The sequence below is a fragment of the Rhodococcoides kyotonense genome, assembly GCF_001645385.1.
Taxonomy (GTDB): Bacteria; Actinomycetota; Actinomycetes; order Mycobacteriales; family Mycobacteriaceae; genus Rhodococcoides; species Rhodococcoides kyotonensis_B.
In genome coordinates, this window is record NZ_LVHI01000040.1 from 84,916 (window position 1) to 106,003 (window position 21,088).

At 64.1% G+C, this 21,088-nt stretch carries 18 protein-coding genes; 6 read left to right on the top strand and 12 right to left on the bottom strand.

The annotated features are described in order from the left end of the window. Positions 1 to 11 precede the first annotated feature (11 nt). Genes A3K89_RS23865 through A3K89_RS23885 form a run of 5 tightly spaced genes read right to left on the bottom strand, consistent with a single transcriptional unit; the run spans position 12 to position 4,681 of the window. On the bottom strand, positions 12 to 716 hold the full coding sequence (locus A3K89_RS23865) for an ABC transporter ATP-binding protein (protein WP_206030353.1): 705 nt from the start codon (positions 714 to 716) through the stop codon (positions 12 to 14). Continuing rightward, positions 713 to 1,435: an ABC transporter ATP-binding protein gene (locus tag A3K89_RS23870; RefSeq protein ID WP_068432065.1), complete on the bottom strand. Its 723-nt coding sequence runs from the start codon at positions 1,433 to 1,435 to the stop codon at positions 713 to 715. Before A3K89_RS23870 ends, A3K89_RS23865 begins: the two co-directional genes overlap by 4 nt. Continuing rightward, a complete protein-coding gene (locus A3K89_RS23875; RefSeq protein WP_068431696.1) occupies positions 1,432 to 2,475 on the bottom strand; it encodes a branched-chain amino acid ABC transporter permease in 1,044 nt (347 codons plus the stop codon). Before A3K89_RS23875 ends, A3K89_RS23870 begins: the two co-directional genes overlap by 4 nt. After that, positions 2,472 to 3,464 carry a branched-chain amino acid ABC transporter permease gene (locus A3K89_RS23880; protein ID WP_084424067.1) on the bottom strand — a complete coding sequence of 331 codons (993 nt, stop codon included), beginning with the start codon at positions 3,462 to 3,464 and terminating at the stop codon, positions 2,472 to 2,474. Before A3K89_RS23880 ends, A3K89_RS23875 begins: the two co-directional genes overlap by 4 nt. After that, the gene (locus tag A3K89_RS23885; protein WP_068432062.1) at positions 3,461 to 4,681 is read right to left on the bottom strand and encodes an ABC transporter substrate-binding protein; all 1,221 of its coding nucleotides are present in this window, start codon (positions 4,679 to 4,681) and stop codon (positions 3,461 to 3,463) included. Before A3K89_RS23885 ends, A3K89_RS23880 begins: the two co-directional genes overlap by 4 nt. Before the next feature lie 251 nt (positions 4,682 to 4,932). Here A3K89_RS23885 and A3K89_RS23890 point away from each other — a divergent pair, with 251 nt between their 5' ends. Further along, positions 4,933 to 5,733, top strand: coding sequence for an IclR family transcriptional regulator (locus tag A3K89_RS23890; RefSeq protein WP_084424070.1), 801 nt, complete (start codon positions 4,933 to 4,935; stop codon positions 5,731 to 5,733). Beyond that, positions 5,730 to 6,569 carry an HpcH/HpaI aldolase/citrate lyase family protein gene (locus tag A3K89_RS23895; protein WP_068431701.1) on the top strand — a complete coding sequence of 280 codons (840 nt, stop codon included), beginning with the start codon at positions 5,730 to 5,732 and terminating at the stop codon, positions 6,567 to 6,569. The genes A3K89_RS23890 and A3K89_RS23895 overlap by 4 nt, the downstream gene beginning before the upstream one ends. Before the next feature lie 51 nt (positions 6,570 to 6,620). On the opposite strand, the gene A3K89_RS23900 is transcribed toward A3K89_RS23895, so the two are convergent. Together A3K89_RS23900 and A3K89_RS23905 are read right to left on the bottom strand one after the other, a co-directional pair. Next, positions 6,621 to 8,033, bottom strand: coding sequence for an MmgE/PrpD family protein (locus A3K89_RS23900; RefSeq protein WP_084424072.1), 1,413 nt, complete (start codon positions 8,031 to 8,033; stop codon positions 6,621 to 6,623). Next, positions 8,030 to 8,842: a cyclase family protein gene (locus A3K89_RS23905; RefSeq protein WP_068431704.1), complete on the bottom strand. Its 813-nt coding sequence runs from the start codon at positions 8,840 to 8,842 to the stop codon at positions 8,030 to 8,032. Before A3K89_RS23905 ends, A3K89_RS23900 begins: the two co-directional genes overlap by 4 nt. A gap of 163 nt (positions 8,843 to 9,005) precedes the next feature. Between A3K89_RS23905 and A3K89_RS23910 the strand changes: the two genes are divergently transcribed. Beyond that, positions 9,006 to 10,364: an MmgE/PrpD family protein gene (locus tag A3K89_RS23910; protein WP_068431707.1), complete on the top strand. Its 1,359-nt coding sequence runs from the start codon at positions 9,006 to 9,008 to the stop codon at positions 10,362 to 10,364. Here the strand turns inward: A3K89_RS23910 and A3K89_RS23915 are convergent. From A3K89_RS23915 to A3K89_RS23930, 4 genes are read right to left on the bottom strand one after another with little or no spacing between them, the layout of a single operon-like run. Then, complete coding sequence (locus tag A3K89_RS23915; RefSeq protein ID WP_068431710.1) at positions 10,358 to 11,719, bottom strand: flavin monoamine oxidase family protein; 1,362 nt, start codon at positions 11,717 to 11,719, stop codon at positions 10,358 to 10,360. The genes A3K89_RS23910 and A3K89_RS23915 overlap by 7 nt on opposite strands. Continuing rightward, entirely contained in the window at positions 11,716 to 12,726 is a 1,011-nt protein-coding gene (locus A3K89_RS26095) for a hypothetical protein (RefSeq protein ID WP_068431712.1), read from the bottom strand. Before A3K89_RS26095 ends, A3K89_RS23915 begins: the two co-directional genes overlap by 4 nt. Positions 12,727 to 12,739: 13 nt before the next feature. Next, positions 12,740 to 13,231, bottom strand: coding sequence for a hypothetical protein (locus A3K89_RS23925; protein ID WP_068431715.1), 492 nt, complete (start codon positions 13,229 to 13,231; stop codon positions 12,740 to 12,742). Beyond that, entirely contained in the window at positions 13,228 to 13,674 is a 447-nt protein-coding gene (locus A3K89_RS23930; protein WP_068431718.1) for a hypothetical protein, read from the bottom strand. The genes A3K89_RS23925 and A3K89_RS23930 overlap by 4 nt, the downstream gene beginning before the upstream one ends. 251 nt (positions 13,675 to 13,925) lie before the next feature. Between A3K89_RS23930 and A3K89_RS23935 the strand changes: the two genes are divergently transcribed. From A3K89_RS23935 to A3K89_RS23945, 3 genes are read left to right on the top strand one after another with little or no spacing between them, the layout of a single operon-like run. Beyond that, the gene (locus A3K89_RS23935) at positions 13,926 to 16,598 is read left to right on the top strand and encodes an aminotransferase class III-fold pyridoxal phosphate-dependent enzyme (protein WP_068431721.1); all 2,673 of its coding nucleotides are present in this window, start codon (positions 13,926 to 13,928) and stop codon (positions 16,596 to 16,598) included. 14 nt (positions 16,599 to 16,612) lie between these two features. Beyond that, complete coding sequence (locus A3K89_RS23940; RefSeq protein WP_157105434.1) at positions 16,613 to 18,943, top strand: MMPL family transporter; 2,331 nt, start codon at positions 16,613 to 16,615, stop codon at positions 18,941 to 18,943. A gap of 23 nt (positions 18,944 to 18,966) precedes the next feature. After that, positions 18,967 to 19,548, top strand: coding sequence for a phosphoribosylanthranilate isomerase (locus tag A3K89_RS23945; protein WP_068431727.1), 582 nt, complete (start codon positions 18,967 to 18,969; stop codon positions 19,546 to 19,548). A gap of 92 nt (positions 19,549 to 19,640) precedes the next feature. Here A3K89_RS23945 and A3K89_RS23950 read toward each other — a convergent pair whose 3' ends face one another. Beyond that, positions 19,641 to 20,948 (bottom strand): DUF3500 domain-containing protein, encoded by a 1,308-nt coding sequence (locus A3K89_RS23950; RefSeq protein ID WP_084424106.1) that lies wholly within the window; start codon positions 20,946 to 20,948, stop codon positions 19,641 to 19,643. Positions 20,949 to 21,088: the final 140 nt, after the last annotated feature.

Consider the following 21,088-nt stretch of genomic DNA (forward strand, 5'->3'; position numbering starts at 1 on the left):
GTACAGAACTCCTAAATGCCGAGATATGCCGCTTTGACGCGGTCGTCGTGGGCAAGCTCGGTCCCGCTGCCGGTCAGCACGATGGAACCGCTTTCGATGACGTAGGCGCGGTCGGAGATTTCGAGAGCCTGAGCCGCGTTCTGTTCCACGATCAGAACGGTGACGCCGGTGCCACGGATGCGCACGATGGCCTCGAGGACCTGCGCCGCCAGTTTGGGTGCAAGCCCGACGGACGGTTCGTCGAGGGTGAGCACGCGCGGCCGCGCCATCATCGCTCGTCCGATCGCGAGCATCTGCTGCTGCCCGCCCGACATCGTGTCCGCCCGCTGCCCCCGTCGCTCCGCGAGAATCGGAAACAGATCGAACACCTGGTCCAAGGATTCCTTCACGGAGCTGCGCTTCTGCGTGTAGGCACCCATCTCGAGATTCTCGAACACGGGGAGGCTGCCGAACAGCGCGCGGTCCTGCGCGACGTGCACCAAACCTTCCCGGACGATGCGGTCCGCACGCATTCCTTGAATCGGATTACCGTCCAACAGGATTCGTCCACCACTGGGCGAGACCAGCCCGGACAGCGCACGCAGTGTCGTCGTCTTGCCAGCGCCGTTCGCGCCGATCAACGAGACGATTTCGTTGCGTGCGATGGACATCGTCAGTCCGTGCAGGATCTCGAGCCGTCGATAGCCGGCGTGCAGGTCGTCGATCTCCAACATCATGCGGGTGCCTCCTCGCCGAGATAGGCCTCGATGACACGACTGTCCTCGATGACCGTCCGCGGTTCCCCGGACAGGAGCACCGCGCCTTCGTGCATGACGACCAATCGTTCGGACAGCGCCATCACTGCCGCCATGATGTGCTCGACGAACAGAACTGTCTGTCCTTGACCGTGCAGGGTTCGCAGCAGATCGATCATCGGTGCGCGTTCTGCGGGAACAAGTCCCGCGAGCACCTCGTCGAGCAGAACGACACGCGGTTCCATCGCCAATGCGCGCGCAAGTTCCAGACGCTTGAGGCCTGCTGTCGACATCGTCGACACCTTGCCTCCTACCTGATCCGACAGCTGAACGCGGTCGAGCACCTCGAGTGCGTGCGCGCGAGCGTCCTTCCGCGAGCGACGTTTGGTGAGCGCCGCGATGGTGACGTTCTCGAGTACCGACATCGACTCGAACGGACGCATCAGCTGAAAGGTACGCACGAGGCCATGACGCGCGATCTTGTCGGCGGACCACCCGGTGATGTCGGTGCCGTCGAAGATCACGCGGCCCTCGGTGGGACGCTGCTCGCCGGACAGCAACGAGAACAGTGTCGTCTTGCCCGCGCCGTTCGGTCCGATGATTCCGAGGAATTCGTGTTCGGCCACGTCGAGCGTCACATCACGCACCGCGTGAATACCCGAGAACGATTTGCTCAGTCCCTCGATGCTCAACAGGCTCACCGGAACCACCTCTCACGGATCGTGCCGAAGATTCCCTTCGGAAGGAAGATGACGATGAGAATCAGGATGATCGAGTAGGTCGCGACGTCGAGACCGATCGTGCCTCCGAGGAAGTCGAGAAAGGCAGGTGGGTTCCGCATGAAATCGTTGATCACCTCGGACAGCGGTCCGATGACGGCCGCCCCGAGGACGGGGCCCCAGATGGTTCCGATTCCACCGATGACGGCCGGGACGATGGCCTCGACCGACACTGCCGAACCGAATGCCTGCTCCGGCCCGACGAAGAAGTAGTACTGGGTGTAATACACGCCGGCCACAGCCGTGAGTGCACAACTCGCAGCCACTGCGATCAATCGGTACTTCATGGTGTCGATGCCCAGAGATGCTGCAGCTGTTGCGTCGTCACGCACCGCCTGGACGAATTGTCCAGGCCGAGAACGCACGTAGAAGATCGTTCCGAGCACCGCCAGGGTCAGAATCACGAGCGGAATCCAGATGTAATTGGGGCTGCCTTTCTCGAACTGCAGCATCCACCACGAATCGCGCGGCAGGATAGGCACGTTGAAGCCCTCGGTCTTGTGAAAGACCTCCAAATTCTGCACCAGGAGCAAGAACATCTGCGCGAAAGCGAAGGTCGCCAACGCGAAATACGATCCAGCGAGCCGATATCGGAGACACAGATAGGCCAACAGTGTGCCGACGGTCGCTGCGATGATCGCCGCCAACACCATGGAAATCCACGGCGAGATGCCGTGATCGACGAGAAGGTAGGCGCCGGTGTACGCCCCGATTCCGAAGAACGCGGCGTGACCGAAGCTGAACATGCCGCCGAAACCACTCATGATGTTCCAAGCGACCGCCATGATGCCGAAGATCAGCGTGCGCACAGCGACTGTCTGCGCTTGTTCGCCCAGTGCGAGAGGAAGAAGCGCGACGAGAACGAATACCACTGCGAGCGTGAGCAATTGGCGGCGCAGCCACGTGTCCTTCAGTCGCGAATCCTCGGACACCGGTGTCGGTGCTGTCACGGTTGCGGTCATCGGCGAGCTCCGTACAGTCCTTCGGGCTTGAGAAACAGAACGAGAATGAACACAGCGAACACGAGAATGAGCGAGCCGGTGCCAGGTAGGTACAGCGCGCCGACCGTCTGCACGAGTCCGATCACCAGACCACCGACCACGGCGCCGACGACGCTTCCGAGGCCACCGAGAACGACGATGACGAACGCAAGGATCGTGAATTGCTCACCCACCGAGGGCGTGAGGCTGGTGAACGGGGTCATCAGTCCCCCGGCCACCGCCACGCACGCCGCACCGATACCGAAAGTGAGCGCGTAGACGCGTCCGATGTCGACTCCGACGAGCTTCGCGCCCTCCGAATTCGACGCCACTGCACGAATCGACAAGCCGAGCGGCGTGCGCCTCAGCACGGCAGTCAACGCGAACGCGACGAGAGCGGCGCCGACGAATGCGATCACGCGGGGCCACGACGCGACGGCGCCCAGAACGGACAGCGAACCGTCGACCGGCGCCTGGACCGACTGCGGCCGGCCACCGAAGATCATCAGCAGGACGTTGATGATCAGCAACGACAAGCCGAGGGTGACGAGCAGCGGACCGTCGTGGCTCCCGCTGACCGTGAGCTTGGTCAGCAATGCCGCCTGAACGATCATGCCGAACACGAACATCAGAGGTACCGCGATGATCGTCGCGAGGTAGACGGGCAATCCTGCGGTCGACAGCGCATAGACGACGTACATGGCCATGGTCAACATGGCGCCTTGAGCGAAATTGACGATTCCGAGCACACCGAAGATCAGAGTCAGACCGACCGAGATCAGGGCGTACACGCCACCCAACAGCAGTCCCGACACGACGGATTGGGTGACCAGTCCTTGGTCCTTACCGCCGACCGAGTAGATGACGGCCATGATGACGACGATCGCGCCTGCTACCGCAACCCCCGGGCTACGTCCCGAGATGCCACGGAGACCTTTTGTCGTGGACACCGCCTGGGACGCAGCGGTCACTGTCCGGCTCCGGCGGGGAACTGGAGTGCGTCGGTTGCGAATTCCTCGGGGAACACCTGCAGAACAGAGCCATCGCGAACCTGGGTCACGATGACGGTCGCGTTCTTGTTCTGCCCGGTCTCGTCGAACTCGATGGGACCGGCGAACGCCAACAGCGGATCGTCGATCGACACTCCGGCAATGGCTTCGCGCAGAGCTTCCGGATCGCTGTCGGCGCCGCTGTTCAGGCCTTCCGCGACGACCTCGACTGCCTGGTAGGACAACATCGCTGCCGTTTCCATCGGGCGGCCGAACTGCTGCTCGAAGCGGGCACGGATTTCATTGGTGCGCTCGCTCGTCGCGTCGTAGTGGTAGTTGGCGCTCAGCACGCCTTGTCCCGCAGCTCCTGCGTCTGCCGGGAACGAACTGTCGTCGAATCCGCCGTTGGCAATACCGTACAGGCCTTTGACATTCAGGCCGAGCTGGTCGACTGCGCGCGCGATCAGCAGCGAATCCGGGTAGTAGCCAGTTGCGACGATGACGTCGGGGTTGCTCACCGCAGCTTCGCGAACCTGGGTGGTCGCATCGGAGAAATTCGTTGCAGGATAGGTGATTTCCTGCACCGACGAGATACCTTGGGCTGCCGCCTCGGCCTCGAACGCGTCGAAGACGCTGTCTCCGAACGAACCTTCGATGTGGAGATAGGACACCTTGTCGATGGGCTGACCGGTCCGACTCTCGATGGCAGCCAACGCCCGTGCGCCGTCGGTTCCCATGCTCGACGCGTTCGGCTGGATACGGAAGGTGTACTGGTATCCCTGATCGAGAATCTTGTCGTCGACAGCGACGTCGATGACGAAGGGCACGCGAGACCGCTCGGCCACCGACGCGACATTCTGCGTGACGTCGCTCTGGTACGTCCCGATCAATGCGACTGCACCGTCGTCTATGAGACGCTGCGCCTCACTCTGACCGACCTCGGCCTTGCCCTGGCTGTCACCGGATACGAGTTCGAGCTGTCGGCCGTCGAGGGCTGCGATGCCGCCCGCAGCGTTGATGTCCGCAACAGCAAGAGCGGCACCGTCGTTCATCAAACCACCGACACCGGCGAGTGCGCCGGTAGTGGGGTGCACCGAACCGATCTTGATCGCCCCCGAGTCGTCGCCACCGGAGGACGAGCCGCATGCTGCCGCGCTCATCACCACGGCGGCCGTCAGCACGCCTACGAGCTTCTTCATTGTCGAGTCTGCCTTTCGCGCCCACTTGGCACCGAGTCGAATCATTCTTTTCGACGCTCCTAGCGTTCCGCTGAGCGCACCAGTTGAATGAAGAACATTCCTTCTGACGACGAGTATGACACGGGACACGTGGATGCAACAGGTCGTTTCGTGACTTTCTTGTAAACCAGATGGTTCGCCCAGCGGAACGGTATGGTCATCTCGAGACGGTCGACTACGAAGTCCCGCCCACATCAGGAAGGATGACCCATATGGTCACGCCGCCCAAATCGAGACCCCCGGTCGAGACGTCGACGGGCACCGAATCGGCAGATCGCGTCGCAGACGTTCTTCTTGCGTTCGCGCAGTCCGATCGCGCACTCGGTGTCACCGAGATTGCCCGTCGCCTGCAGCTCAGCAAAGCCGTTGTGCACCGGATACTGCAGTCCCTGGCGTCCCGGTCGATCGTGCAACCGATGGCGGGTGAATCGACGTATTCACTCGGGCCCGCAGCGATCGGTCTGGGCACGAAGGCGTGGAGCCAACTCGACGTTCGATCGATCGCCGCGCCGGTCCTGCGGAAACTACGAGCGGAGACGCGTGAGACTGCAACGCTGTCCGCCCTCGTCGGCCATCGCCGCGTCTATCTCGACCAGTACGAGAGTCCGCAGGAAGTGAAGATGGTGATCGAGATCGGTCCCCAATTCCCGCTGCATTCGGGGGCATCGAGTCTGGCGATCCTCGCTTTTCTGCCGGAGCATTTCGCAGTGGATGCCGCGCGGGAATTACAGGGCGCCACACATGATGTCGACGTGGAGGCCTTCCACGCGCGTCTCGCACGAATTCGCGACGACGGATACGCAACCTCGATCAACGAACGGAAGACCGGTGCCGCATCGATAGCCGCGCCGTTCTTCGACGGGGCCGCACACGTACTGGGATCGGTGAGCTCGTCGGGCCCCGCATTTCGCTACTCGGCGTCTGCCGACGAGGAACACACTGCTCATGCGCGTTTGGTGATCGCCGCGGCGCAACAGATCACCCAGATGCTCGAATCGCGGACTGCCCGATGAACAAAGCCGTTCCACGTTCTTTTCTCTATGTCCCCGCAGTGAAGCCCGAACTCTTCGACAAAGCGGCCGCCGGCGATGCTGACGCGATCATCGTCGATCTGGAGGACGCGGTTCCCCTCGGCCTCAAGGACGCGGCTCGCCGGGATGTGCGGGCCTGGCTCGCCGGACGCATCGCCACGCGCACCGAGGTGTGGGTTCGTGTCACTCCTGAGTTTCTCCACGAGGACCTCGATGTCGCCGCGAGCGCGGGAGTCGACGGCGTCATGATTGCGAAATGCTCCGTCGACGCTCTGGCCTGGGCCGAAACGTTGCTCGACGACCTCGAGACGGCCCGCGGATTGCGCCCGCTCGGACTGATCGGACTCATCGAGACAGCCGCATCGCTGCGCTCCATCGATGGAATGGCGAAGTTCGAACGGGTTCGGACCTTCGGCATAGGCGAGGTCGATCTGCTTGCGGATCTCCGGATCACCCGGACCGCCGACACGACCGGCGTGATCGATGCGCTGCGACTACAGGTCGTGATCGATTGTGCCGCAGCTGGTCTGGCTGCACCAATCGCGCCGACCTCGACGGATTTCCGCGATCTCGATGGATTCGCCGCTACGACTACCCGTTTCGTGGAGATGGGGTTCCGTGGCCGTACTGCGCTGCACCCCAAGCAGATTCCGATCATCAACGACGCCCTCACCCCGTCCGACGAGGATGTCACCCGCGCCCATCGCCTGCTCGAGCTGTATCGCCTCGCAGACGGCGGACCCACGGTGGACGACAACGGCCGATTCGTCGACGAAGCTGTCGTGCGCGGGGCCAGGGAGATCCTGGCCCGCGTATAGGCCCGCCGGTGATGTGAACGAACCCGTCGTTCACATCACCGGCACTCGGCTCTAGCGAAGCTTCGTCAGAGGAGCCAGCAGTTTCCCGACGTCGCTCAGAGTGGCCACTGCGTGACATCGTTCGGCCAACTCGTCGACTCGATCGTCGGTGAGCAACGCGCCCGCATTGGCTCTGAACTTGGCCGTCACTTCGTCGAAGGACAACGGACGTTCCGGTCCCCCGCGCGTCGTGAGTACCTCCTCCACAACAGTCGACCCATCGGTCAACGTTGCCGTGAGTACCGCAGGGAACTGATGCGGGAAGATCGCGTCGCACCGCTCGTCGGGAACGACGTCCACCTTGGCCATCAGCGCTCGACGGTCCGTCGACCGGGCCAAGTCGTCGGAATAGTCTTCCAGCGCCGCACCGAGACCACCACCGCCGAACAGCCCGACCGCCACCGCGTACGGTCCGCTGAACTGCGCCATGTAGCCGGTTTCCGGAGCTCGCTTGACCTCGATGGGTTCGCCGATCGTCCGCAGATTGGCGGCAGGAACACCGAGCACCAGTTTGTCGATGTCGTCAGCAGTGATACCGCGTTCACGGAGCGCTGCACCCGCGTCCACTGCGGCATGCGTGAAATGGTTCGCCGGGTAGGGCTTGAAGAAGATACCTGGCACAGCCCACTGCGCGCCCAAACCGTCGACGATCTCGGACGCGCGGGGAGCGTCGTGGAGCCACGCCTGGTAGAACCCGAACCGGCCCTCGAGGACGGTCGGAGGGCCTGTGATGCCATGTCGCGCAAGTCCGGCCGCCGACACTGCGGAGTGCGCCGCCCAGCCGCAGTGCAATCGTTTCACCGTGCCGCCCGTACGGTTCGCTTCGATGATTCCCGACGCCATCGATGCAGTGATACCGAGTGCATCGACAATTCGACCTTCCGATGCGCCACCGATCACCGCGGCCGCGACGGCTCCTCCCATCGCCCCGCAGATCGACGTCGCATGCTGGCCGTGTTCGAAGAAGACCGAGTTCTTCGTCTCCGGGTCGAAGCCGGCCATGCCCAACCGGACACAGACTTCGAGCCCGATGGCGATGCCGCGCACCAGAGCCCTGCCATCTGCCCCATGCTGCTGCGCCGCCGCGAGCGCCGCGGGCACGACGCTCGCGCTCGGATGCAGAATCGAAGGAAGGTGGGTGTCGTCGAAATCGAGAGAGTGCGCCAGCACGCCGTTGACGAACGCTGCCAACGGTGCTGGAAGCGCCTCTTCGACACCGACCGCATACGCCGTCGCCGCACCTCCCTGCTCGGCAGCCCACGCGATCGCAGCGCGGCTGGTGTCGAGTTCGGTTGCAGCGATAGCGATTCCGAGTGTGTCGAGGATACGCATTCCGACACTCGCGACGACGTCGGCCGGCAACGTGTCGAACGTCGTATCGACGGCAAAGCGCGCAAGATGCTGCGCCAGTGTCGGTTCGGTCATGCCGACTTCACCGCCAAGGGGCGAACGGGCGACCCGGTGGCGCCGAAGATGTTCAACGGAACGAGCAGAAACGTGAACTCGTACATCTTCTGCGCTGCCAGTTCCTCGAGGTCCAGTGCTTCGATGATGTAGATCCCGCTCTCCACCAACAGGACTCGATGCGCGGGTAGAAGTGCGTGCCCACCACCGGGCGCCAATCGTTCGAACGCGATGGTGTCTGCGCCGGCTGCGTGCACCTTCTTCTGCGACAGCCATTGTGCGCCCGCCTTGCTGACGCCCGGAACGCCCGAGGGGCCGCCGACATACGCCTGACCTTCGGAGAACAACTGGCCCCATCCGCTGCGGATCAGTACGACGTCGCCCTCGGCGATCTCGACTCCTTCGGCCTCGCATGCCGCGTCGAGATCGGCGACGGTGATCTCGTATCCGCCGTCGCATCGTTCGACGCCGAGAAGCCCGGGGATGTCCAGCAATACACCGCGTCGAATCATCGGCGAGATCGTGTGCACACCGTGTTCGACGTACTTGCCGCCCAGGCAGGACTGCCCCGCGTCGGCGCCGCCGTGCAGCTTGCCGTCGTGCGACACGTGAGCCAGGGCGTCGATGTGGGTGCCGACGTGCGTTCCGGTGGTGATCATGTCGTTCGCCGCGCTGCCGCCGTCCGACCGCGTCATGTCGCCGTGCCGTCTGGGCAAAGTGTGCCAGAACTGCGGGTGATTGGGCGACTGCGGCATACCCACCCGCAACTGTCTACCCAGGTCGACGAACTGCACCCCGGCCTGCACGGCCTGGAGGAGTTGATCGGACATTGCACGTCTCCTTCGTCTGCTTCGCGATGCTGTACCGAGTTGTGCCGTTCCGCTGAAAGAAACGATCTGACAAGCGAGGCTGCGGTGTGAGTCACACTATCATTGCAGGCATTCCTGGCGTGACGCGTTGACCAACCACGCTGCGGTCTCTACTGTGCGACGCATGCCGGAGCACAGATCGTTCCGCTCAGAGGAACACACCGCCCGCGTCGCGTCGCTCGCACGAACCGTCTGCGAACTTCGAGACGAGGCCCTGCCGACGCCACTCGCCGATCGCGCACGCTCGATCCTTCTCGATCTGTTCGGCGTCACGATCGCAGGAGCGCGCACGGCCGAGCTACGCGCGTTGTCGTCGGCCTGGCGCTCCGAAGCGGGTTCGGTCTCTCCGCTCGGAACGACCGTCGGTACCACCGCGGCGACCGCGGCCGAATTGGACGCCATCGCGTCCTGCTGTCTCGAACTCGACGAAGGCAACAAGTACGCCGCAGGGCACCCGGCCGCGCATGTCGTCCCGGCGGCCGTCGCTGCGGCGAGGCTGTCCGACACTCCCGTCGACGGGCGGGCGTTTCTTGCTGCAGTGGTCGGCGGGTACGAGGTTGCGGCCCGGTTCGGCCACGCACTGACCCGCGACCCCAGGTGGCATACCCACGGTCACTGGGGTGCGACGGGAGCAGCTGCAGCTGCCGCGTCCATCTGGGGCGCGGACGCCGAGTGCGTGGCAGGCGCGATCGATTCGGCATCGGCATTGGTACACGTGGCCCCGTGGGGCGTCGTGCTGGACGGAAACTTCAGTCGGAACCTGTGGATAGCAGGCGCCGTCCGAGCCGGACTCGACGCGGCACGTCTGTCGAGCGCAGGACTCGTGCGCAATTCCGGTGCAATCGAACACAGCCTCGGCGACATCGTGGGAACCCTCGATCTCGATGTGCTGACGGACGATCTCGACGACCGTTGGCTGCTGCTCCACGGCTACGCCAAGCGTCACGCCAGTTGTTCCTACACGCACGCCGCGATCGATTCGGTGCAGAGCATCAAAGCCGGTGCAACCTGGACCGCCGATGATGTCGAAACGGTTCGCGTGCAGACGCATTCACTTGCGGAGCCTCTGTTTCGGCGACACCCGGTCACTCGCCTCGGAGCTATGTTCTCCCTCCCTTTCGTCGTGTCCGCTGCCTTCGTCACCGACGACATCGACGCCGACGCGCTCGACCCGGGCGGTTCGGTGTTTCCCGACGCGGAACGGTTCAGCAGTCGAGTGGAGGTCAGCGCGTCCGACGAGCTCGACGCGCTCCTGCCACACCGCAGAGCTGCCGAGGTGACGGTGACACTCCGCAGCGGCGAGGAAATCGGCGCGTCGACGCCCAACCCCGTCGGCGACGTCGACCATCTTCCGATGACCTACGACGACATTCACCGCAAGATCACCAGGCTGATCGGCACCGATGCGGATCGTCTTGCACGCGTCGTCGAAGGAATCCCCGAATCCCGCGACGTCGTGGCGCTGTTGTCCGACATTCAGTGAAGCAACTGCCGTGCGTGTGCTGCGGCCCTCTCCCCCGCCCGCACTGCACCGTCGATGTACCCGTTCCACACGTCGGACTGCTCGGTCCCGGCCCACACGAGCCTGCCGGTTCCGTGCGAATGCCCGTGGGTGGCGGTCAGAACGCCCGGCGCGACGCTCGGGATGCATCCTTCGATGTAAGGTTCTGCGCGCCAATCGACTTCGGTGAAGTAGGTGGGGTGTCGCGCCTCGTCGCCGAAGAGCTCGGCGAAACATTCGAGGACGCCGACGCGTCGCACATCCGGGTCCTGTATCTGCTCGATCGTCGGCGACGCGGGATGATCGGACACCGTCCCAGCGACGAAGGCCGACAGCACGCCCACTCGATCGTCGGCGGGTGAGTTGTCGAACACCACCGGTGCCGGACCGACGTCGGACACCGCTTGGCCGTTGAACCCGCGCGCACGCCAGAACGGCGTCGGATAGACGGCGTGCACCTTGATGCCGGAGTACTGCGCACTGAGCGCAATTCGGTCCCGCTCGATGGGCGGCAGTTCGGGCACCATGTCGATGTGTCCACGGTCGATGGGGCACATCGCCACGACGACCGCCGACGCTCGAAATTCGTGCCCTGCTGCCCGCACCGTCGCGGTGTTCGCGTCCCATTCGATCTGCTTCGCGGGCGTCTCGAGCAAGACACGACCGGGCATCCGGTCGGCGAGCGAGGTCGAAATGGATTGAGCGCCGGTGATCAGGCGTCGGTCCTGGGCACCCCCACGCACCCCGATCAACCGAAGCAGACCTCCTGCGCTGCGAATGTGTTGCAGCACACCGAGAAGCGACAGATCGCGCGGATCGCCGCCCAGCGTCAACGCGGAGACTGCATCGAAAATGTGCCTCGCTGCGACGGTCCGCGTGTGCTCGGTCAACCATTCGTCGAACGTCGTCCGGTCAAGGCCTGCAGCTCGCGCCGACGTCCACGGCCGTTCCCTGTTCACCCGGGCTGCCAGCATCTGCAGCCTCGTGATCGCGATCGAAAGGTCGAGCGTGACGAGCGGCCATTCGAACGGAACCCCGACACGGCTCGTGGACGTACGTCCGCGCAGACGAAAGACAGTGCGTCCGTGAGTGTAGGTCGGCGTGGTCTCCAGACCGAGTTCGTCGATCAACTGCAGAACGGCAGTCTGTCCCGGACCGAACCATTGCCCACCCCCTTCCAGCAGGACGCCGTCGGGCGAACGGACGGTGCGAGTACGACCTCCGACCCGGTCGGAAGCCTCGAGCACCAACGCGTCGATCCCGGCCTGCTGCAGTCGATACGCGCACGTCAGACCGGATACCCCAGCACCGATGACAAGAACTCGGCTGTCGTTCATGATGCACTCACCCCCGTGAATCGTCGGTTGAAACGCCTGGCTGCTTCTCGTGCGACGTACGTCAGTTCGGCGGACTCGTCGCCGTCCGAGTCGACGAAATACAGGTCGAGCGCAGCTGCGACGCCGGGTTCGCGCCGCCCCAAGATCGCGAGCCCGTCCTCGATCTCGACCAACAATTTCGTACATCGGTGCGCTGAACCCCGGTTGGGTAACGGACCGTCGATTTCCGGGTAGAGCCCGACGAGGAACGCATGCAGGCGACCGAGCATGTCGACCGTGTCGCGGTAGCGCCGACGCCGGTACAGCCATCCCCCGACGCCGAGCACCACCAGGCCTGCCAGGCCGGACGTCGCGAACACGATCAGCAACGCAAGTGCAACCACGTCGGTCGTGCCCTGCGGTGAACGGCCCACTCCGATCACCGAGGACCAGTGCGACAGCGGACGCCAGATGCCGTACGCGACCGCGGCACAGCTCCCAGCACTGACCAGCACCGCGGACCACCAGAGCATTCGGCTACCGGAAGACAGTAGTCGAGGACCGAGAAGCATTGCGCCCGCGCCGAATCCGAACGCGAATGCCAGACCGATCGCGGTCCAGTACGCCGCTTCGACCACCGACCCACTTGGGGCTCCGAGCACCACGATGGGCTTTCCCGACGCGTCGGCGACGAGCGACATCGCAGCTGCGAACGTCGCAAGCGCGACGTACGAGATCCACAGCACGCGCACGCGCCCGCCTTTCTCACCCGAGACGACCAACCGCCACTGCAGGAGAAGAGCACACGTGGCCAACGTGCAGACGTCGGCCGACACTCGGGGAAGGGCCGTCCACGGTCCTGTCGGCATGTCCATTGCGTACGAATCGAAGATCGACGACGCTGCACCGAACAGCAGGGCGAGACCCGGCAGTCGCGACGAACCGTGCCTCTCTGCCCACGACACGAACGCCACACCGAGCGCGGCGTAACACAGGGCGGACACGACGAAGAGCGCTACGACCGTCATCGCATACGCTCCCTCACCAGTGCGTGCGCACCGGGTGAGTGAGCGAAGCCCACAGGCGGCCCGCCGCGGTCACTTCCGTGTTCGACTCGAGAATGCGCCGCAGCGTCGCTCGTGCGAACAACTCGGCATCACGCTCGGGACCGGTCGTGAAATCTGTACGACGCGCCGAGCATCGAAAGTTCGCCACTGCGTCGGGCATCAGGACCGAGAACTCGATCGGTTCGACGTCGTCGCCACGAGCGCTGTCGTGCCCGAGAATCACGTGTCCGACCTCGTGCAGGATCGTGTTCAATCGCGCGAGCCGCGGCAAGACCTGATCGTGGACGATGACATCGCTTGCCTCGGAACGAAACAACGCACCGGCGACGCCGTACGGCAGCGCTGCTGACTCGACTCGCAATGGACGTCCGGTCACGGCGGTGACCTCGTCGCACAAGCGATCGATCGAGAACGGATCCGGAACCGACATTCCGCGAAGCAGTCGCTGCCGACGCAGATGCTTCATCGCTGCTCGTCCCCCTCCCCCGGATCCGCGGGCAACCCCTCCTTGATACGCATGAATCGGATGAAATCGATCACCTCGGACAGACGCGTCTCGGACAGATCGACCATACGGTGCGCCGCGGCGTGTATTCCGGGACTCGACTGCAGCCGCAGATAATCGATTTCCTGGACACCCCGCTCGTACACGTCACGGTCGGTGAAGAACCTGATGTCCACACCGAACGCACGTGCCAGGCCCTCGGTATGACGCAACGACGGATTCTCCTTGACGCCGCTGCGAAGTTGGTAGAGATACGCCTCGGAAATCGGATAACCGAAATCGGTGCTGCGACGCGCGATTTCGGACACCGACCACCGACCTCCGGACGCCGAGGGCAATTTACGGAAGAGATGGTCGAGGCGGGCGGCGAAACTGTCTCCGTTCGCATCCGAGTTCGTACTCATGTGGCCCTGCACTGTTCGTAGTCGTTCGGTGGACGTTCGGTAAATTGCCACAGCATAGCTCGCAACTGTGGCACTCACCACAATTCCGCGGCAATACGCTCTGACCAGGCGCAACGCGCTGACCAACCCGGCGAAATACCCACCGCACCCGACGTACATCTGTACTACAGCACAGTGCTGCAGTAGATTTCTGCCCGCTCCAGCGGACGCGGTTCTCGCGTCCGTCCATTGTGTAGACGGGGGTTATACACATGTCTAGTTCGTCTCGGCTGTTCGGCGTGAGCCACCTGGCGGAGTTGCCGGAGTTGGTTCGCGGAACGTTTCGAGAAGCCATCCGCATCATCGTCTGGACGACCGTTTTCGCGCTCCGCTACTACACGCGCCCGAAACGACTCAGAAGCGACGAGTTCATGGCGGGTCTACTCCGAGGATTCCTGCTTCGGATGGGTCCGCTGTACATGAAGGCAGGACAGGTGCTCGGAACGCAGTCCGGGCTGCTGTCCAAAGATGCGACCGATCGATTCCGGTCCTTCTTCGCCGATCTGCCACCGATGAGCACGCCGGAACTGCGTGAAGTGCTCGACGAGCATTTCGGACGTCCGGTCACGGCCGTGTTCGCCGAATTCGATTGGGCACCCATCGCCGTCGGTTCGGTCGCCCAGGTTCACAAGGCCCGGCTGGCCACCGGTCAAGACGTCGCGATCAAGGTCGTCAAGGCGGGTGTCGACCTGCGGCTGCGCACCAGTGCGTGGGTCATCGGGCGCCTCGCTGCCATCGCCCACCGCGCATCGTCACGAGCACGCAGCTACGACTTGCCCGGGCACTTCGCCGAACTTCGCCCTCTGCTGACCGGTCAGACCGACATGGTGGCCGAAGCTGCCCGCCAGAACGAACTCGCGGAGAACTTCCGCAGCCACCCGCATCTGCGCGTACCCGCCACGGTGGATCATCTGACGGGCCGCAAGGTTCTCGTCATGGAGTTCGTGCACGCGACGCCGGGCCCGGACTTCGAAACCGTGAAGTTCCCGCGACCGGAGATCGCCCGCCGTCTGCAGGACGCGTTCTATGCGATGTCGTACTTTCACGGCTTCTTCCACGTGGACCCGCACCCGGGCAATCTGATGTTCACGGACGAGGGGAAGATCATCGCGCTGGACTTCGGTCTGGTCGGCCGCCTCGACGAGAACGACAAATGGAATCTCGCGTCCTTCTACTACGCGTGTGTCAAGGGTCAGTGGGAGCTCGCCGTCGAGCGATGCACACGTGCGTTCGTCGCCGACCCCAGCCTTCTGGACGATCACCGAGCGGAATACGACGCGAAGCTGGAGGTCGTTCTTCGCCGCCACTTCGAGGAGACGTCGGCCCGCTGGTCGACGATGTCCTTCTTCGACGACGCGACCCGGCTGCTCCGCGAGTACAACGCTCGTGTCTCGACACGATTCTCGTTGCTGGCCTTAGCCTTTCTGACGGGTGAGGGTTTCATCTCGCAGATCGATCCCGACATCGACATCTGGGCGAACGGGCGCACCTTCACCGATCGCTTCTCGCCGTACATGAGCGAAGAAGTCGCCGAGCAGTTCGATCGCGAGATCGGCGACCGGATTCCGAAATCCATGGCCGAGAAGCGCGATCCGGATCGTCGCCTGATCGCGCCGACCCACCTCGATCGGTTCGCACTGCCGAGCGCTTTCCCACTTCTCGTCAAGTCGGCGCAGGGAAGCGTCCTCTCCGACGTCGACGGCAACGACTACATCGACCTGTCGTGCGGATACGGCCCTCACATCCTCGGTTACGCGCATCCAGTGCAGACTGCGGCAATCGCCGAGGCCGCAACCGCGGGCTCGATCAACGCTCTCGGCAACGAGCCCGAGATCGCACTGGCACGGCAGTTGTCCGACGCGTTCGGCTCCGATAACCGTGTCATTCTGTCGAATTCGGGCACCGAAGCCGTCCAGATGGCAGTCCGACTCGCTCGTGCGTACACCGGAAAACAACGTGTGGCCAAGTTCGAAGGTCACTACCACGGTTTCTCCGATCAGGGACTCGTCAGTTCGTGGTTCCGCTACAGCGGTAGCGCCGACCGCCCGGAGCCGACGGGAACTGCAGGCATGGCGGCGTCGACCGTCTCGGAAACCCTTGTGCTCCAGTACGGAGAACGTGGATCGATCGACCGGCTCGTCGAATCCGCGTCCGACATCGCATGCGTTCTCGTCGAACCGATGCCGACGGCGATGGCTTCGTACGATCGTGCATTTCTCGAGGATCTGCGTCGCGCATGCGACACGCACCGCATCGTTCTGATCTTCGACGAGGTGGTCACCGGATTCCGCGTCGCATATGGCGGCGTACAGACGCTCGCCGGCATTCGTCCGCACCTGACATGCCTCGGGAAGATCATCGGCGGTGGCCTTCCGTGTGGGGCCGTCGTCGGTGATGTCGACGTCGTGTCCATGGCGAAGACTACCGAGGACCCGTTCGTCGACATCGAACGCCAGGCATTCCTCGGCGGCACCATGAGTGGCAACTCGATCACCGCCGCAGCAGGGTCGGCGACGCTGGCGTACCTCGACGAGAACCGAGAGATCTACGACGACCTCGAGCGCAGGACGGACTGGCTCACCGACGAACTGCGGGATCGCGCAGCGGGACTGTCCGTGCCGTTGTCGGTCAAGGGGTTTCGGTCGATCTTCTCGTTGACGTTCGACTACGCCAAGCCCAAGCGCGTCCGAGATCGGCTGGCGGGCTCCAACATCAAGGCCAACATCGCGCTGGCGTACTACATGCGTCGACACGGGGTGTACATGCCCGAACTGCACACGATGTTGCTGAGCGCAGCGCATTCCGACACCGACATGAAGGTCGTGGCGGAGGCGTTCGGAAACAGCGTGTCCGACATGTCCGCAGCCGGCTTCTTCGCCACCTAGATCGCAGGCGATCCGTGAACAACCATGTGACGTCGACTGTTTCGGTCGCGGCGGCCCCACCTGTCTCGCTTCTCGACAGGTGGGGCCGCGCGGTCGCCCGCCGTGCCCGCCTCGTTCTGGTCCTCGCCGCGCTCGTACTCGCGGTGGCGGGTGTGTCGGCAGCGACGATCGAGCAGAAACTCGGTGCACCGGACTACACCGTCGAAGGATCTCAGTCAGCGGCGGTCGAGCAGGACCTCGCACGCATGTTCCCTGCGCTCGGTAGCGAACAACAGGCAGTCGTGTTCGTAGCAGAGGACCCCGAGACGACCGTCGACGATCCCTTCTTTCGCGCTGCCGTCGAGCGGGTGATACGTCCTGTTCGTGAGCACTCTTCCGTCGCATCGGTGATCACGCCGTACGATGCGGCCGGCCAGGGTCAGGTCGCGGCGAGCGGTACCGTCGCCTACGTGGCGGTCGCCATGGACGGCGGACCTCCCGATCGCGCGCGGGCAAGCCGAGAACTCCAGGAGACCGTGTCGAAGTACGGGGCGGGGACCGGCGTCACCGCAGTCCTCACGGGTGCGTCGGCTCTGTCCAACGATCTGGCCGACGTCGAGGTCGCCGACCAGCAGACCGCCGAGATCATCGGCCTTCCCGTCGCTCTCGTGGTACTGCTGTTCGTCCTCGGAGCTTTCGTTGCCGCCGCGGTACCACTCGCGGCTGCGGGCGCTGCCGTCGTCCTGTGCACGGGCGTTCTGGCCGCGTTGACGTCGATCTTCCCTCTGAGTCAGTTCGTACTCGTCATCGCGACCGTGCTCGGCCTCGGTGTCGGCATCGACTACGCGCTGTTCGTCGTCAGCCGCTTTCGTGAGGAACTCGCCACCGAGTCCGTCGAGGGAGCGGTGGGGCGTGCACTCGCGACGTCGGGCCGAACCGTCGTGACATCCGGCGCAATCGTCATCGTGTCCGTCGGCTCGCTGGCCATGATCGGCGCACATGTCTTCCGCGAAATAGCACTGGCGGCAGGCCTCGTCGTGTTCTGCGCGGTCGTCGTTGCCCTGACTGCATTGCCGGCTGGCCTCGCGCTGCTCGGCACACGCGTCGCGAAGGGGACACTTCCCGCGATGCTGCGTCCGAAAAAGTCCGACGGGTCATCGAGGCGATGGGAGGCGTGGGGCCGTGCGGTACTGCGCCGGCCGTTGGTCTTCGGAATTCCGGCCTTGCTGTTGCTGGCGTTGACGGCCGTCCCTGTGTTCAGGATCGAGCTCGGCATGGACCTCGGTTTGTCCTCGCTCCGTGACACACCGTCCGGCCACGGTCAGCACGTTCTGCAGGAGTCGTTCTCGGCGGGCAGCGTCGGCCCGGTCCAGATACTTGCGTGCGGGCGAGGTGCGACCGATGAGGCAGGCCTGAATTCACTCGCGGCCCTCACCCAGTCCGTAGGCAGCGACCCGGACGTCGCGTCGGTGGTGTCGTTGACATCCGTGCTTGACGATCAGTTCGGCGGTCACTCGCCCGCTGATCTGGAACGCCTCGTATCGGCGCCCACAGCAGCACCCATCGTCGACGCGCTCGTGGACACCGACCGCACGTGCTTCTACCTCCAGGCGGTGACCTCCGTTGCCATCGACTCGTCCGACGCGTCGGCGACAGTGGAACGAATACGCGGACTTGCGGACGAGAACGATCTCGACATACTCGTCGGGGGCGTGACCGCGCAGTACACAGACCTGGCGACCGTCACGGTCGACTCGCTCCCACTCGTCGTCGGCGTAGTGCTACTGATGTCGTTGGTGTATCTCGTCTTCGCGTTCCGCAGCATCTTTCTCCCGGTGAAGGCGGTCGTGTTGAACGTTCTCGCGACGTCATCCGCGCTCGGTGCCACCGTCGCGATGTTCCAGTGGGGTTGGGGCCAAGGAATTTTGGGCTTCGACAGCCCTGGGACGGTGCAGGCGTTCATTCCGGTCGCGCTGTTCGTCCTCCTCTTCGGACTGTCGATGGACTACGAAGTGTTCCTCGTGGAACGTATGCGTGAGGAGTGGCAGAAGACGAACGACAACGACCATGCCGTGCTGACGGCCCTCTCGCGTGGAGGTCCTCAGATCACGGCAGGCGCAACTATCATGGTCGCGGTCTTCGGCGCCCTCGTCGTGGGCGACGTACTCGAAGTCAAACAGTTCGGCTTCGGGCTCGCGATCGCGGTGCTTCTCGACGCCACCCTGGTGCGCATGGTCGTCGTGCCCGCCGCGATGGCGGTCGCCGCGTCGGCGAACTGGTGGTTCCCCGGACGGCGTCGACGGGCCGACCTGGCTGCCGAGCCGTCGGACACTCGGGAGCTGGCAGACGCGTCGGGAAGCCGTTGACGACAGCTCGGTAATCTGGACCCGTGACGTTCATCAAGCTGTGCGGGTTTCGCGATCGGTCGACCCTCGACGTCGCGCTGTCGTTGGACGTGGATGCGATCGGCTTCGTCTTCGTACGAAGCCCACGGCAGATCTCGGTCGAGGATGCGCGGCCTCTCGTCGAGCTGACGCGTGGCCGCGCCGAGCCGGTGGGCGTGTTCAAGGGCGCGACCGTCTCCGACATACTCGCGACGGCGTCCGACGCCGGATTGCACACGGTGCAGGTGCACGACCTCGCAGGAAGTGACGACGTCTCACGCCTGCACGACGCCGGGCTCACGGTGTACCGCGCAGTTACAGCCGGAGCCGACTACACCTCGATCGGCGAGGACGATCTGTTGATCGACGGCTCGACAGCCGGCGCGGGCGAGGCGTGGGACTGGGATCGTCTGGAGCGTCCGGATCGTCCGTGGATCCTCGCGGGCGGGCTCGGCGTCGAGAACGTTCGTGAAGGCATCGCGGCGACCGGAGCAGCAGGCGTCGACGTCTCCAGCGGGATCGAGTCGTCGCGCGGAGTCAAGGACGCACGATTGATCGAGCGGTTCGTCGCCGAGGTTCGGCGGTAGGAACGAAGCCCGGGCAGGCATCGATGGTCCGTGGCAACCGTCTATCGGCTGCCACGGACCATCGATGCCACTGCCGGGTGGGCAGATTCGGATCAGCCCGCGGCCGGCGGAGCTCCCATCCCACCTGCCGGAGGCTGGCCGCCACCCGGAGCACCCGCTCCGGCGCTCGGGGCACCAGCTCCACTGCCAGGGGCACCTGCTCCGCCGCCGGGACCTGATCCTGCCTGCTGCGTCGCGCTACCCGCGTAGTCGTTCGTCGGATCGCGGTAGATGGTGTGCACGTGGCCCCATCCCGACGTCGTGACGCCCGAGACGTCGGCACCCGCCGAACCCTGCTGGGCTGCGAACTCGATGTAGACATCGGGTCCGGAGATCTGGAAGTAGATGCCGTCACCCTGGCTCATGTCGTACGTCGTCGCACCCGACCAGTTCACGTAGGTGGTGTCGAGCGTCGCCTCGATCTTCGCGAGTGCGTCCGACATCGTTTGTTCGTCGGCCAGACCTGCCCAGTTGGCGATGACCTCGAGGAGGAGCTGCTTCTGCTCGTCCTCGAGGTCGGCACCGGAAATCCCTGTGCCCGTTGGGTAGTCGCACGTGCTGCCAGGTGCGCACACCATATTTGCGACACTGGTTCCCTGATACGACGTCGCTTTCTGCTCGTCGGTCAGACTGTCGTAGAACGCGAATGCATCGGTGTAGATACCGTCGAACGGCTGCACCTCGTTGCCGTCGGCGTCGGTATAGACGGCGGGCTGAATTCCCAGGTGAGTCGGCGCGAATGTCACGGAGTCCTCGGCGCCGTCGAGGGTTGCGTTGATCCCGAGGTGGTGGCCGCCGAACTGGACTTCCCAGGCACTCGAATCGGAAGGATCGCCGAAGAACGCGATGTAGTACTGTCCCAGCGATTCCTCGGTCGAACTGCTGTTCTCGTGAAGATACTCGTCACCACCCATGATGCCGGTGACCGTCTCGTATCCCTCGTCGCTGAGCAGCGCCTCGAGCACGTTCAGCGCCGCAGCCTTCTGCTCGTCCGTCAGATCGGCCAGGTTCAGCCCCGCTCGATCGACGAAGGCGACCGGGAAGTTGGACCACGACGTCGTCTTCGTCTCGTCGTCGAAGGCGTACGTGACCTGCTCACGCTGCTCGTCGGACAGTGTAGCCAGAAATGCTTCGGCGGCTTCCGTTGTGGCGGAGATCGTTTCGGCCGTCGTGGACGCGTCGGTAGAAGTGGCGGTGGTGGCCGTCTGCGACGTGGAGACCTGCTGTGCTGCGGCCGTCGTCGTCGCGGCGTCGGTGGCGTCGCTCGCGCAGCCGCCGAGAAATAGGCCGCCGACGAGGACCAGCGAGGTCACGGCAACTTTGCCTCGTGTGCGACGAGTCGCGGAAGAACTTCGAATCATCATGTGGAGGACGATATTTGCCGTTCCTGCAAGAACCCTGTGAGCCAGCTGGATGCCAGCCGGGAGTTCGGCAGCGTCGTCGGACCCAGAATCGGACGGTAATGTTACGCTGCCCTAACTTCAGACATCGGTAAGGGGCA

Excerpts from the sequence above, each read along its gene's own strand:
- A3K89_RS23950 (WP_084424106.1), bottom strand. The coding sequence starts at position 20,948 with ATGATTCGAAGTTCTTCCGCGACTCGTCGCACACGAGGCAAAGTTGCC.
- A3K89_RS23900 (WP_084424072.1), bottom strand. The coding sequence starts at position 8,033 with ATGACCGAACCGACACTGGCGCAGCATCTTGCGCGCTTTGCCGTCGAT.
- A3K89_RS23875 (WP_068431696.1), bottom strand. The coding sequence starts at position 2,475 with ATGACCGCAACCGTGACAGCACCGACACCGGTGTCCGAGGATTCGCGA.
- A3K89_RS23925 (WP_068431715.1), bottom strand. The coding sequence starts at position 13,231 with ATGAAGCATCTGCGTCGGCAGCGACTGCTTCGCGGAATGTCGGTTCCG.
- A3K89_RS23915 (WP_068431710.1), bottom strand. The coding sequence starts at position 11,719 with ATGAACGACAGCCGAGTTCTTGTCATCGGTGCTGGGGTATCCGGTCTG.
- A3K89_RS26095 (WP_068431712.1), bottom strand. The coding sequence starts at position 12,726 with ATGACGGTCGTAGCGCTCTTCGTCGTGTCCGCCCTGTGTTACGCCGCG.
- A3K89_RS23935 (WP_068431721.1), top strand. The coding sequence starts at position 13,926 with ATGTCTAGTTCGTCTCGGCTGTTCGGCGTGAGCCACCTGGCGGAGTTG.
- A3K89_RS23865 (WP_206030353.1), bottom strand. The coding sequence starts at position 716 with ATGATGTTGGAGATCGACGACCTGCACGCCGGCTATCGACGGCTCGAG.
- A3K89_RS23895 (WP_068431701.1), top strand. The coding sequence starts at position 5,730 with ATGAACAAAGCCGTTCCACGTTCTTTTCTCTATGTCCCCGCAGTGAAG.
- A3K89_RS23930 (WP_068431718.1), bottom strand. The coding sequence starts at position 13,674 with ATGAGTACGAACTCGGATGCGAACGGAGACAGTTTCGCCGCCCGCCTC.
- A3K89_RS23890 (WP_084424070.1), top strand. The coding sequence starts at position 4,933 with ATGGTCACGCCGCCCAAATCGAGACCCCCGGTCGAGACGTCGACGGGC.
- A3K89_RS23905 (WP_068431704.1), bottom strand. The coding sequence starts at position 8,842 with ATGTCCGATCAACTCCTCCAGGCCGTGCAGGCCGGGGTGCAGTTCGTC.
- A3K89_RS23885 (WP_068432062.1), bottom strand. The coding sequence starts at position 4,681 with ATGAAGAAGCTCGTAGGCGTGCTGACGGCCGCCGTGGTGATGAGCGCG.
- A3K89_RS23910 (WP_068431707.1), top strand. The coding sequence starts at position 9,006 with ATGCCGGAGCACAGATCGTTCCGCTCAGAGGAACACACCGCCCGCGTC.